The following is a 12,922-nucleotide window of genomic DNA, read 5'->3' as shown; positions in this document are numbered from 1 at the left end:
TGATTGACCGGCGCCGGAAAATAAGCGCGGCTGACGCCGCCGCGCAAAACAGGAAATTTGAGCAGAGTTCTGAACTTATCTTAGCTTGCCAGCATCGGTCTGCCGGCAAAACCAGGCATGCGCTTGAACCGGGAATTACTTGGCGGGGCCCGGTGCCGCATCGACAGGTTGCCCCACCACGGTTGTCACGCTTTCTCTCAAGACACCGCCGGCTTCGACACTACCTCCCACCACCGCATCGTCTTGCATGCGGCGCATGCAATCCGGACGATCTCGTTCTGGTAACGCATTACAACGCATCAGACTATTTTTCTCATACTGAGCTTGTCCATCGTTCAGTCGCCCTCTCTTTGCGGCGTCCAGGGCAGCGCCGGCTTCGCGCAGACAGGTGGCGCGATCCTGGTTCGACTTGCCGCTGAGGCAAACACTGCGCTCGTGCTGGTAAGCGGCATTGGCGTCGGATAGCTTGCTGCGGTCCGCGGCCAGCGCCGACGTCGCAAACAGTATGCCGATCAAGGCGACCAATGCAAAAACTAAAAAGCGAATTCGTTTGTGCGCCACACCAACCGATTTCCTTGATGTGTGAATCAGATATCGAGGGAATTGCATCATAACCTCCTTTAGTAGCAGCCTGCTTCGCCACTGAACGCCGATGATATGGAGAATATCGATGACGACGGTACTGGAAGTCTGAATGTCATAGTCATCGCCCAGACAGAGACGATACGAGATGCATGTCAGCTATGAGGCGAAGCAGAGGCTCCATATGATCGCGGTATTCGACCGGAAGTCGATATTCGCTATGTACAAGAATACTCCTGATCTATCTGAGCAGGGTTTGCCAGGTCCTATGCATTTGCGCAGACGCAACGCATTGCAGTAATTGTTCGGTAAATCGATACGGTTGTTCCAGCAACGCCCTGTTTATCTTTGTTTTATGGATATATCGACGCTCTTTTATGGACAAACGTGAAATCGTCAAACAACTATTTGCACCCGCCTGGTCAACTGGCCGGCAGCGTCTTCGCCAAGGCATTCTTTTTGGCCGCAATCGCCTGATGATCCGCCGCCAGGAACAGATACATCGCCGGCACCACAAACAGCGTAAACAGCGTGCCGATCGACAGGCCCGTGAAGATCACCAGACCCATTGCGTGGCGCCCCGCCGCACCCGCGCCTGACGCAATCACCAACGGCACCACGCCAAACACCATGGCCGCAGTAGTCATCAGGATTGGCCGGAGCCGCACGGCGGCAGCTTCTTCAATCGCCTGCCGTTTGCTCTTGCCGGTTTTCTGCAACTGATTGGCCACTTCGACGATCAGGATACCGTGCTTGCTGATAAGTCCCATCAGCGTCACCAGCCCGACCTCGGTGTAGATGTTGATCGAGGCGAAGCCGAGGAAGATGAACATCGTGGCGCCGAACAATGCCAGCGGCACCGATACCAGAATCACGATCGGATCGCGGAAGCTTTCAAACAGCGCAGCCAACGCCAGAAACACAATAATCACGGCGAACAACATGGTCACCACGAAACCACCTGACTCCTGCATGAACTGGCGCGACTGCCCCGAGTAATCCACCGAATACCCGATTGGCGCCACTTCTTTCACCGCGCTACGCATGAAGTCGAGCACCTCTCCTTGCGAAGAACCGGAAACTCCCGCCAGCGTCACCGAATTGAGCTGCTGAAAACGGTTAATCGACTCCGGCACCACGTCATACTTGATGTGGGCGATGGTACTGGCTGGAATCATCGAACCGTCCGGCGTCCTGATGTAGAAATTCAGCACCTCGGAAGGATTCAGACGATCGACCTGCAGGACCTGCGGGATCACCTTGTAAGAACGACCGGCAATCGAGAAATAATTCACGTAGCCGCCGCCCAGAGCGGCCCCCAGCGCGCTGCCGACATCTTGCTGCGTCATGCCGAGCGCGGCAATCTTGTCGCGGTCCACCACCACCGTAGCCTGCGGCTTGTCGATCTTGAGGTCGCCATCGACAAAGAAAAACTTGCCGGAAGCACGCGCCTTATCCAATACCTGCTGCGCTACCAGATTCAGGTTTTCGAAAGGTTCCGTGGTGGCAATCACGAACTGCACCGGCAATCCGGATGAGCCCGGCAATGCCGGGAACTGGAACGCAGCCACCCGGGCGCCGGCGATCTTGTTCCAGCGCTCCTGCAAGTCCTGTTGCACCTGCTTGGCGCTGCGAACCCGGTTTTGCCATGACTTCAGCAGCATGCCGCCGATCCCTGCATTCACGGTCGGCACCCCGGTGATCTGGAACAGCTGGCTATATTCCGGCATGGCTTTGGAGATCCTGAATATCTGTTCGGCGTAACTCTGCATCTGATCCGAGGTCGCGGTCGGTGCCCCGACTACCTGCGCCAGCACGATGCCCTGGTCTTCTTCCGGCGCCAGTTCAGACTGCGACATCTTGAACATCAAACCCAGGACCAGCATCAATATCGCCGCCATCACGACCAATACCGGCCAGGTTTCGAGCAAGCCATGCAAGCTGCGCTGGTAGGTATGGTGGACTTTTTCGAACACACGGTCGATAGCCAGCACGAAACGGCCGCTGTCCTGCTCCGGTCGGAAGACGCGCGAACACATCATCGGCGACAGCGTCAAGGCCACCACCCCGGAGACCGCAACGGCACCCGCCAGCGTGAAGGCAAATTCGGTGAACAGCGCACCGGTCAGGCCACCCTGAAAGCCGATCGGCACATACACCGCAATCAGCACCACCGTCATCGCCAGGATCGGGTTGCCGAGTTCGCGTGCGGCCAGCAACGCAGCCTGCATCGGCGGCTGGCCTTCCTTCATGTGGCGGTCGACGTTCTCCACCACAATGATCGCGTCGTCGACCACCAGGCCGATGGCCAGCACGATTGCCAGCAGCGTCAGCAGATTGATCGAATAACCCAGCGCCAGCATCACGAAGAAGGTGCCGATCAGCGACAGCGGCATCGCAATCACCGGGACCAGCACCGCACGGAAACTGCCGAGGAACAGGAAGATCACCACGGTCACAATCAGCAGCGCCTCGACCAGCGTCTTGATGACTTCCTTGATGGAGGTATTGATGAATTCGGTGGAGTCATACACGATTTCGCCGGTGACGCCGTTCGGCAACTGCGACCGAATCTCTGGAAAGCCGGCGCGCACGCGCTTGGCGACGTCCAGAATATTCGCCTCCGGCGCCACCTTGATACCGATGAATACCGAACGCACGCCGCTGAAGGCCACGTTGAAATCATAATTTTCCGATCCAAGCGAGACCGTCGCCAGGTCTTCCAGCCGAACGATGGAGTCGCCGCTGCGCTTGACCACCAGCTGCTTGAATTCGTCGACCGAATGCAGATCGGTACCGGCGGTCAACGGCACCGTCACCATCTGCCCTTTGCTCGAACCGAGCGCCGCCAGATAGTTATTATTCCCCAGCGCCACACTGACGTCGGCGGCAGTCACGCCATGCGCCGCCATCCTGGAGGAGTCCAGCCAGGCACGCAGCGCGAACTGGCGCGCCCCAAGCAGCTCTGCGGTCTGCACCCCCTCAACCGAATCCAGCTTCGGCTTCACCACCCGGCTCAGGAAATCGGTGACGTTGTTGGTCGGCAGCGTATTGCTATAAAACCCCATATACATCGCATCCGTCGTCTGGCCGGTCTGCACCGTCAGCACCGGCTGCTGCGCCTGCGCCGGCAGCTGGTTCTTGACTGAGCTGACCTGGGTATTGATTTCGGTCAGCGCCCGGTTCGCGTCATAGTTGAGACGCAAGGTGGCGGTAATGGTCGAGACGCCGCTGCTGCTGGAAGACGACAAATAATCTATCCCCTGCGCCTGCGCAATCGCGGACTCCAGCGGCTGCGTAATAAAACCGGCCACCGTCTGCGCATCGGCGCCATAGTAAGTAGTCGAAATCGTGACGACCGCATTCTGCGTCTTCGGATACTGATTGATCGGCAAACTAAACAACGAACGCAAGCCCAGCACCACCAGGAGCAGGCTCACCACCATGGCCAGAACCGGCCGGCGGATAAAGATATCGGTCAAGTTCATGGGTTACGCCTCATGGTTCCTGCTCAGTGTTCCTGTGGAGTCGGGCTCGGATTGTTGAGTGGCAAGACCGTATTGCTGATCGCCACCGCGGTGCCATTCTTCAGCTTGATCTGACCGCTGGTGACCACTTGCTGGCCTTCTTCCAGTCCCGTCAGGATGGCAACCTGATCGCCACGGGTTTCGCCGGTCGTCACAAAAACCTGCTGTACTACCAGCTCGCCCTCCTTGTGCGCATTCGCGGCCGCATCTTTGGGCGCATCTTTTTGTGCCGGTTTTTTCTCGGCCGGCTTCACCACAAATACGGTCGCCCCATATGGGTTGTAGGTAATCGCTGTTTGCGGCAGCGTCAGATAGGACTTCTTGGCGCCGACTTCAACATTGACATCGGCAAACATGCCCGGCAACAGCTGGCGCTTGGGATTGGCGACCGTCGCCTCAACCTGTACGTTGCGCGTGGCCGGATCGACCTTCGAGCTGATGGCGGTGACTTTCCCGTTGAACGCCGTACTTTCATACGCATCGTTCGCCAGATTCAACACCTGCCCGACCTGCAAGCCGCCCAGCTGCTTTTGCGGAATATAGAAATCGACATAGATCGGATCGATGGTTTGCAGCGTCACGATCTTGTCGCCCGGATTCAGATATTGACCCGGATTGACGGTGGTGATCCCCAACTTGCCGGCAAACGGTGCACGGATGGTTTTCTTTTCCAGCGTGGCAGCTTGTTGCGCCGCTAACGCGCGCTTGCTTTTCAGATCCGCGACGTCGCTATCGATCTGCGCCTGGCTAATCGCCTGGACCGCAAGTTGCGCCTTGTCACGCTGGAGTACCGAGGCCGCAAGTTCGGCGCTGGCTTCGAGTGCATGCAACTGCGCAAGATCGGAATCGGCATTCAATTGCAGCAGCAACTGTCCGGCTGTGACATCTTCGCCGGACTTGAAATTCACGCTGCGCACCAAGCCGGCAATTTCGCTGGTGACATCGACGCCGCGCACTGCGACCAGCGTACCGACCGACGACAGGTGCGGCTGCCATTCCAGTTTCTTGATCGTGGTGGTAGAGACGGTCTGTGCGCTCGGCTTGGGCGAATTGGCAATCATCTGCCTGACATGCAGAAAAAAGCCGAAAGCCAGTATGGCGATCAGCAGGACCACACCTCCTAGCATAATGAGCATGCGTTTAGTCATGAATACATCCCTTTACCGTTCTATGTTCAGATGTTAGGACTAGCATTGATCAGTCTTTGCTTGCGGGTACCGGTGCCGGCAACGTGGTGGCGGAGGATGCCGCGGCCAATGACTGACGATTCCACCAGCCGCCGCCCAGCGCCTGAAATAGGGCGGCGCTATCGGCGTAGCGTGCGGCCTGCGCCCTGACCAGACTGACCCTGGCCTGCTGGTAAGTACGCTGTGCATCCAGCAGCGTCAGATAGCTGATCGCGCCAAGCTGATATTGATGCGTGCTCAGGTCCAGCGATTCATGCGCCAACGATTCGACTTCGGCTTGCTGCTTCAAGGTCGAGGCGTCGTAATCCAGCGCCCGCAAACTATCGGCAACGTTCTGAAATGCCGTCAGCACCGTTGACCGATAGTTAGCGGCGGCCACATCGTAGGCAGCGAGCGCGGCACGCCGTTTGGCGTTCAGGGCGCCGCCGTTGAAGATCGGCTGGGTCAGACCGGCAGCCAGACTCCACACGACAGCGCCGCTGGTAAACAGATCATGGAACTGCGTGGCCAAGGGACCGTAACTACCGGTCAGATTGATTTGGGGATACAGGTTGGCGGTGGCGACGCCGATCTGGGCGCTGGCCTGATGCAGCAGCGCTTCGCTGGCGCGGATGTCGGGTCGCTGGCGCACCAGCACAGAAGGCAACGACACCGGCAAGTCCGGCGGCAACTGCAGCGATGCCAGTTCAAATTCGGGCAGTCCCGATTCACTCGGCAGCTGGCCGGCGTAGACCGATAATTGGTGGCGCGTCTGCGCCAAGGATTTTTCCAGCGGCGGTATGGTCGCGCGTGTTTGCGCCACTGTGTTGCGCTGGGTCAGGACGGTCAAGCGTGAAATCGCGCCCAGGTTCAACTGCTTCTCGATCACCGCTAACTGCTGCTCCTGTGCGTCGAGTATCTCGCGGGTTGCCTGAAGCTGCGCACGCAACGACGCCTCCTGAATCGCGGTCGTCACAAGATTCGAGGTCAGCGTCAGATAGGTCGCTTCGAGCTGAAACTGTTGATAGTCGACGCTGGCCTGCGAACCTTCCAGCTGACGGCGATTCGCGCCGAACACATCGAGTGTGTAGGACACGTTGACCGAGGCATTGTACAAATTAAAAACGCCGTTGCCCTGGCCACTGATCGGGCTCGCCTTTTCGCGGGTAGCACTGAGTTGGCCGGCGACGCTGGGATAGAGCAGGCTGCCGGATTGGGCACTCAGATTCTCATGCGCCTGACGCAAGGCCGCTTGGGCAGCAGCCATGCCGGGGCTGCGCTTGAGTGCGTCGCGGATCATCTGGTCCAGCGCGACGGAATGAAACAGCGACCACCACTGTGCCGGAATATCCTGTCCAACTGAAAAATGCTGTGCCAGACCTGCCGCGCCGGGAGCTGCATCGGTTTCCTGCCGCAACGGCGACGGCGTGTAGTTATCGCCACCGCCAGGCGCATCGGGCGCCTTGAAGTCAGGGCCGACTGCGCAGCCCGCCAGGACCAGACCGACGGCAAAGCCAAGACCCGCACGTCCGGCCAGCAAAGGAAAGCGGCCGCGCAGGCCGATTTTGGGTTGTCTGATTCCTGAAAACATGGTTCTTATCCGACTTTATTTCGTTATGCCATAGTGACCACAACGTTAAAAAAGTGAGTCTTCGAATGACCGGACCTGCCTAAGATTCTACCTAATACTGCGCGGACAAAGGTAAATCGTTTACTTCGCTGATGTATCCTGCAACCTGTTTCAGGCACAGGAAATGTATCGGACTACTCTCAGAAATCGTCTGCAGCCCCCTTATGTTCCAGGCTCACAACGGATCAGAGAATGAAGTGTGCTAATGTAGCATGAATTAAAAAACCAAGCGTTTTATTTCCCCAGGGAAATTGTGCGACAAAAAAAAGACCGCATCGCCACCCCGTCAGCATCACCATCCAGCGCAGAAAAAAAACGTGCCGGCCGACCGCGCTCGGGCACGGAAGCTGAGCGGCTCGACGGACTGCTCGATGCCGCAACCACGATTTTTTTGAAAGAAGGATACGGACTGACCAGCATTGCCCGGATTGCCCGGGCCGCAGGCGTCTCCACCCGCACCATTTACGAGAAGTTCAACAATAAGTCGGCGCTATTGGTAGCGGTCGTCAAACGGCTGGTAGTCAATGAACTAACTAGCGTGATTGAAGATGGCGTACTGGACAGCGCCACACCTGAATGCGCCCTGACCACGCTAGGCACCATTCTCGTCACCAGAGCGACCTCCGCCGATGCCATTAGCCTGTATCGGTTGGGGCTGGCAGAGGTAGCGCGGATTCCCGATCTGGCGGAAAAGGTGTTCCAGGCGTGTCCGATGCACACTGAAGCACTGGTCGCCACCTACCTGGAGGCACAAATGCGCCGGGGCACGCTCCAAATCGAAGACCCGGTGCAAGCCGCGCAGCTGTTTATCAGCATGGTCACCGCTGCCCCACTCCGGCATGCGCTGTTTGGCCTGACGCAGCGAATGGAACAACCGTATCTGGAACGTAACATTCAAGGCGCCGTAAAATTGTTTCTGCGCGGCACCATGCCACGCTAATGGGAACCGATATGCATCTTCAGAAATTGATCCCGGCCGCTTCGCCATTATCAACCGTCGGCCCTGACTAATCATGCGCGAACTCCCCGACCTGATCGCTTGCGAAGGATGTGATGCGATCTATCAGAAACTGACCCTTGGCAACGGCGAAATTGCGGTTTGCTTGCGTTGTGGCACTGAACTGGAGCGTAATCCCGGTCGGCAACGCGAACATATCCTGCCGCTGACGCTGGCGGCCCTGATCATGTTCATCATTGCCAATGCATTTCCTATTGTCGAAATCGAACTGCAAGGTTCGCGCAACCAGACCACATTGTTTGGCGCGGTGCTGACGCTAAGCTCGGAAGGCATGTCGCCGGTTGCGCTGCTGGTGCTGGCGACCACCATCCTGTTTCCACTGATCCAGCTACTGTTTCTGTTCTACCTGCTGCTGCCGCGCACGCACGCGCTGCGGCCGCCCGGCTTTAACTGGCTGGTACGCACCATGCAAACCCTGCGGCCGTGGGGCATGATCGAAGTTTTTGTGCTGGGAGTGCTGGTGGCGGTGGTCAAATTATCGAATATGGCGACCGTCATACCGGGCATCGCGTTGTGGGCATTCGCGGCGTTAACGGTATTGTTGACGGCGGTCATTTCGTTCAATCCGCGCTATTTCTGGCAGATGGCGTTTGCCAAACAGCCAGGAGAAATCCCATGACGACGCATAGCGCGAATCAGACTGCCGGCGCCGATCTCACTGGTCGGCAAATGTGCGCAGACGACAGTGATATCCCGGTGCAGACCGCCGCCAGCCTTGGCATGCTGTCTTGTCATCATTGCGGTACCGTGTGGCAAGAAGTCAAAGAGCACGAGCGCTGCGCGCGCTGCGACACCCCGCTGCACACACGCAAGCCAGACAGCATCAATCGCACCTGGGCTTTGCTGATGGCCGCCTGCATCATGTATATTCCCGCCAATCTGATGCCGGTCATGATCACCAGGACGCTGCGCGGGGGCGTCCAGCAGGACACCATCATGAGCGGCGTGATTTATTTCTGGGTGTCGGGAGCCTGGGAACTGGCCGCGATTATTTTTATCGCCAGTTTTCTCATCCCGTTATTCAAAATCAGCGCCATGATCCTGATGACATTCATGGCGCAACGACGTAGCCGCTGGCGCCGCCTGCAGCGCGCCAGGCTATATCGCATCGTCGAAGTGATAGGCCGCTGGTCGATGCTGGACGTTTTTGTCGTATCGCTGCTGACCGGCCTGGTGCAAATCGAAGGTTTCGCCAGCATTACCGCAGGGATCGGCGTGGCGGCGTTCGGCTCGGTCGTGGTGCTGACCATGCTGGCCTCGCTGAGCTTCGACCCGCGTCTGGCCTGGGACACAACGGCCGAAGGCGCCGACCGGAACCCCGAACAGAATCAACTGAAAGCACAAGATGAGTGAAGAAAAAGAAAAACCTTCGGCACCGGACCTGCCTGCTCCGCAGTTGAAGCGCCAGCGTGACTGGCTACCTTCGCTGATCTGGGTGATTCCGATTGTCGCCGCCGTGGTCGGCCTGACCCTGGTCGCAAAAATACTGATTGAACGCGGCCCCGTCATTACGGTGACGTTCCGTACCGCCGAAGGCCTGGAAGCCGGCAAAACCAAGGTCAAGTACAAAGACGTGGATATCGGCACGGTCGAAACGATCCGGCTGAGCAAAGATCGCTCGCACGTAGTAACCACAGTGCAATTACTGAAAGAAGCCAAAAGCTTCACCGCCAAGGACGCCCGCTTCTGGGTGGTGCGTCCGCGCGTTGCCGCTTCTGGCATATCGGGTCTCGGCACCTTGCTGTCGGGCGCGTATATCGGTGCCGATGCGGGCAGTTCCGAGCAAACCAAAGATGCATTTACCGGGCTCGAAGTGCAACCTATCGTCACGCGCGATTCTTCGGGTCAGCAATACCTGCTGCATTCCAGCGACATCGGTTCACTGGATATCGGCTCGCCGGTCTACTATCGCCGCATCAAGGTCGGGCAACTGGCCGCCTACGATCTGGACAGCGATGGCAAAGGTGTGACATTGCGGATTTTCATTAACTCTCCGTACCAGAAATTTGTCGGCATGAATACGCGCTTCTGGCATGCCAGCGGCTTCGACATGCAGATCAATGCGAGTGGCTTCAAGTTGCGCACACAATCGTTGGCCACCGTGGTTCTGGGCGGTATTGCACTGCAGGCGCCCGACGATGACATCGGTCCGATCGCCAAGGAAAACACCGCGTTTGTGCTGGCCGAAGATCAAAACGCCGCAATGAAAGCGCCGGATGGCCCGGCCCAGACCATCTTGCTCTACTTCAACCAGTCGCTACGCGGCCTGACGCCAGGAGCGACAGTCGACTTCCGCGGTGTCGAGCTGGGTGAAGTCAAGTCGATCGGGGTTGAATACGACAGCAAACGGCGCGAGTTCCTGATGCCGGTGCTGATCCAGATCTATCCTGAGCGACTCGGGCGTCATATGGTCGATGACCAGCACGAGTCGCGGTATACCCAGCAGCAGCGCCTGCAGTACATGATCGGGCACGGACTGCGCGCACAACTGCGCACCGGGAATTTGCTGACCGGCCAGATTTATGTCGCCCTCGACTTTTTCCCGAAAGCGCCGCCGGTGCAAGTCGACGTGACCAGGATACCGCTGGAGCTGCCGACCATCCCCAACAGCCTGGACGAAGTCCAGTCGCAAATCGCCGAGATCGCCCGCAAACTGAGCAAAGTGCCATTCGACCAGATCGGCAGCGATCTGCAGAAAACACTGGGCACGCTCAACCGCACTCTCACCAGCGCCGAACAACTGACCAAGAGTCTGAACAACGATGTTGCACCGGAAATTGCCGCTGCCATGAAGGATGTACGCAAAACCCTGACCGCGGCACAGCGAACGCTGTCTGACGATGCGCCGCTGCAGCAGGATATCCGCCAGACCCTGCAGGAACTTTCGCGCTCGGCCGCTTCATTGCGGGTATTGACCGACTATCTGGAACGCCATCCCGAATCGTTGATCCGGGGCAAGCAAGAGGAAAACAAATGACATTACTATCTCGCGCCCTTGGCATAGTTGGCATAAGCGCCGTAGTGGCACTGGCAGGCTGCAGCACTGCGCCGACACGGTTTTACACGCTGGCGGCGCCGGCACAAGTCGGCACAGTCGCGGCGTCGGCTCCGAAAATCTTTATTGAAGTGCCTCCCATCGGCCTGCCGGAGCGTCTGGCACGACCGCAACTGGTGGTGCGTACGCAAAATACCCGGGTCGACATCCTGGAACAGGATCGTTGGTCGTCACCCTTCAATTACGAACTGCGTGACGCCCTCGCCAGCGGCCTTGCCAACCGGCTGGGCGCAGGCGATGTCACACGCGGCGGCCGTCCATCCGGGCAGCCGACCTACCGTATCGCGATTGAATTGCGTGAATTCGACGCCGCCCCCGGTGACAAGGTACAAGCGTTATTCGGCTGGACGATCAGCCGTTCGGACGATGGTCGCGGCGCGACTTGTCAGTTGGCGGTTGCAGAACCGGTCGGTACTGGCGTTGATGCACTGGTGGCCGGAGTACAACGTGCAGTGGCGGACGCCGTGACCGGTATTGCCGCAGACGTAACGACCTTGGCTGCGGGCAATGTCGCGCATTGCAATTAGAAGCAACGTTCATCATCCGGCGCCCTTCCCGGCGCAGCACGCGCGAGATCGCGGTTGACATCAGGCGCGATTCTCGAGTCTGGACCGGACGAAGCCTATATGTTCGCGCAGGACATAAAATTGATCCGCAAACGCCAGCGGCATTTTCATCCGGTTGACCGCTTCTTCGATCTGATCAAGCCGTTTCAGCATCTGCGCCTGTTCTTCCGGCGTATGCGAAATCGCAGCGCGCTCCAGGGCAATCAGCGAACCGTACCAGCGATAAATGCGTGACTTGATACGCCAGCCGTACAGCTGCGGCACCAGACGGAATCCGGGAATCAACAGCAGAATCAGGGGAAGCAGCACGACCACGGTGCGGTCTACCAGACTGGCGAGCCAGAATGGCAAGGTGCGATAAAAAAATCCCTTGCCCGACTTGTAATAGCGTGTCGCATCGTCGCTAATGCGAAACTCGTGCGCCAGCGGCGCCGGAAATTCGCCGGCGCGTTGCAGTACACTGGCGCCGCTATGCACTTCCTTGGCGGCGTCAATCAGCAAATCCGACAATGCCGGATGCAGGTCGTCGCGCGCGACCAACTCAGCGGTCGGCGCAATCAGTCGAATGTCATGGTCGGGAATATTCTTGCCGAAATCGAACACCCCTTTCGGTATTTTCAATTCATTCAGATAGGTGAAACGACGGGCATAGGCGCTTGCTTGCACAAAATCGAGAAGATGGATACCGGGTGCGCGCAACAACTTGCCCATGGTCGGCGGCGCGGCCGAGTCTCCCATCAGGAAAGCTGCATCGATCTTGCCCTCGGTCAGTGCCTTGGCAGCTTCGTCGCCGCCCATATCCAGCAATGTAGTCTTGCCGCCCAACTCAATCCCGTTGGCCTTCAAAAGCGTCAGTGCAAGAACCCGCGCCCCGCTTCCTTGCTGACCAATTGCAACACGTTTTCCTTGCAGTTCGGAAAGCCGGCCGATCGCCTTTTTACCGCGATAGAACACCGAGACCGGGACATACGAAATGCTTCCCAACGACATCAATTTATCGGTCGACATGTCGGCCGATACACCGCCCTGAACAAACCCGATATCGACGCCGCTGGTCGGATCATTCAATTTTCTCAGATTGTCCAACGATCCTTCCGAAATCACGATGTTCAGTTTGACGCCGTTGCGCGCCAGGATCTTGCGGTATTTCTCGGCAACGTTCCAGAAATTACTGTGCTCCGGGCCGGTGGTGATCGTGATTGATTTAGGCGGTGCAGGATCGATAAACCAGATCGCAAGCCAGATGGCGATGATAGCGAGCAGCACAATCGGACCAAAGCTGATGGCGAGGTCGCGCCACGAAATCGCGACGAATCGCGCCTTGATGTTTTTAGCGGATTGTTTTTGTTTTGACAAGGTGTCTTGAATGGCCATGGCC

10 protein-coding genes are annotated in these 12,922 nt (G+C 57.9%); 5 read left to right on the top strand and 5 right to left on the bottom strand.

Features of this window, described 5'->3' with window-relative positions; translation table 11 throughout:
* Positions 1–135 precede the first annotated feature (135 nt).
* The 4 genes from AC3CHX_RS09805 to AC3CHX_RS09790 all read right to left on the bottom strand — a co-directional run bounded on the left by AC3CHX_RS09805 (position 136) and on the right by AC3CHX_RS09790 (position 6,866).
* A complete protein-coding gene (locus AC3CHX_RS09805) occupies positions 136–561 on the bottom strand; it encodes a hypothetical protein (RefSeq protein WP_488643827.1) in 426 nt (141 codons plus the stop codon).
* A 443-nt stretch (positions 562–1,004) separates the two neighbouring features.
* Complete coding sequence (locus tag AC3CHX_RS09800) at positions 1,005–4,070, bottom strand: efflux RND transporter permease subunit (RefSeq protein WP_488643826.1); 3,066 nt, start codon at positions 4,068–4,070, stop codon at positions 1,005–1,007.
* 23 nt (positions 4,071–4,093) lie between these two features.
* Positions 4,094–5,257 carry an efflux RND transporter periplasmic adaptor subunit gene (locus AC3CHX_RS09795; protein WP_488643825.1) on the bottom strand — a complete coding sequence of 388 codons (1,164 nt, stop codon included), beginning with the start codon at positions 5,255–5,257 and terminating at the stop codon, positions 4,094–4,096.
* 49 nt (positions 5,258–5,306) lie between these two features.
* The gene (locus tag AC3CHX_RS09790) at positions 5,307–6,866 is read right to left on the bottom strand and encodes an efflux transporter outer membrane subunit (RefSeq protein ID WP_488643824.1); all 1,560 of its coding nucleotides are present in this window, start codon (positions 6,864–6,866) and stop codon (positions 5,307–5,309) included.
* Positions 6,867–7,158: 292 nt separating this feature from the next.
* On the opposite strand from AC3CHX_RS09790, the gene AC3CHX_RS09785 reads away from it, so the two are divergent.
* The 5 genes from AC3CHX_RS09785 (at position 7,159) to AC3CHX_RS09765 (ending at position 11,505) form a co-directional block, all read left to right on the top strand.
* On the top strand, positions 7,159–7,845 hold the full coding sequence (locus tag AC3CHX_RS09785) for a TetR/AcrR family transcriptional regulator (protein WP_488643823.1): 687 nt from the start codon (positions 7,159–7,161) through the stop codon (positions 7,843–7,845).
* Between the two features lie 73 nt (positions 7,846–7,918).
* Positions 7,919–8,542, top strand: a complete 624-nt coding sequence (locus tag AC3CHX_RS09780; protein ID WP_488643822.1) for a paraquat-inducible protein A — start codon at positions 7,919–7,921, stop codon at positions 8,540–8,542.
* A gap of 50 nt (positions 8,543–8,592) precedes the next feature.
* Positions 8,593–9,276: a paraquat-inducible protein A gene (locus AC3CHX_RS09775; protein ID WP_488644786.1), complete on the top strand. Its 684-nt coding sequence runs from the start codon at positions 8,593–8,595 to the stop codon at positions 9,274–9,276.
* Positions 9,269–10,900 (top strand): PqiB family protein, encoded by a 1,632-nt coding sequence (locus AC3CHX_RS09770; protein ID WP_488643821.1) that lies wholly within the window; start codon positions 9,269–9,271, stop codon positions 10,898–10,900. Before AC3CHX_RS09775 ends, AC3CHX_RS09770 begins: the two co-directional genes overlap by 8 nt.
* On the top strand, positions 10,897–11,505 hold the full coding sequence (locus AC3CHX_RS09765; RefSeq protein WP_488643820.1) for a PqiC family protein: 609 nt from the start codon (positions 10,897–10,899) through the stop codon (positions 11,503–11,505). Before AC3CHX_RS09770 ends, AC3CHX_RS09765 begins: the two co-directional genes overlap by 4 nt.
* A gap of 60 nt (positions 11,506–11,565) precedes the next feature.
* Here the strand turns inward: AC3CHX_RS09765 and AC3CHX_RS09760 are convergent, their stop codons facing one another.
* Positions 11,566–12,918 carry a TAXI family TRAP transporter solute-binding subunit gene (locus AC3CHX_RS09760; RefSeq protein WP_488643819.1) on the bottom strand — a complete coding sequence of 451 codons (1,353 nt, stop codon included), beginning with the start codon at positions 12,916–12,918 and terminating at the stop codon, positions 11,566–11,568.
* Positions 12,919–12,922: the final 4 nt, after the last annotated feature.

The sequence above is a fragment of the Glaciimonas sp. OK215 genome, from assembly GCF_057787885.1.
Note: the sequence above shows the minus strand (reverse complement) of the source record. Positions and strands in the feature narration are given on the sequence as shown.

What these genes read in the sequence shown, in the direction of transcription:
- AC3CHX_RS09800 (WP_488643826.1), bottom strand. Translation starts at nt 4,070, where the DNA reads ATGAACTTGACCGATATCTTTATCCGCCGGCCGGTTCTGGCCATGGTG.
- AC3CHX_RS09790 (WP_488643824.1), bottom strand. Translation starts at nt 6,866, where the DNA reads ATGTTTTCAGGAATCAGACAACCCAAAATCGGCCTGCGCGGCCGCTTT.
- AC3CHX_RS09770 (WP_488643821.1), top strand. Translation starts at nt 9,269, where the DNA reads ATGAGTGAAGAAAAAGAAAAACCTTCGGCACCGGACCTGCCTGCTCCG.
- AC3CHX_RS09775 (WP_488644786.1), top strand. Translation starts at nt 8,593, where the DNA reads ATGTGCGCAGACGACAGTGATATCCCGGTGCAGACCGCCGCCAGCCTT.
- AC3CHX_RS09765 (WP_488643820.1), top strand. Translation starts at nt 10,897, where the DNA reads ATGACATTACTATCTCGCGCCCTTGGCATAGTTGGCATAAGCGCCGTA.
- AC3CHX_RS09780 (WP_488643822.1), top strand. Translation starts at nt 7,919, where the DNA reads ATGCGCGAACTCCCCGACCTGATCGCTTGCGAAGGATGTGATGCGATC.
- AC3CHX_RS09760 (WP_488643819.1), bottom strand. Translation starts at nt 12,918, where the DNA reads ATGGCCATTCAAGACACCTTGTCAAAACAAAAACAATCCGCTAAAAAC.
- AC3CHX_RS09795 (WP_488643825.1), bottom strand. Translation starts at nt 5,257, where the DNA reads ATGACTAAACGCATGCTCATTATGCTAGGAGGTGTGGTCCTGCTGATC.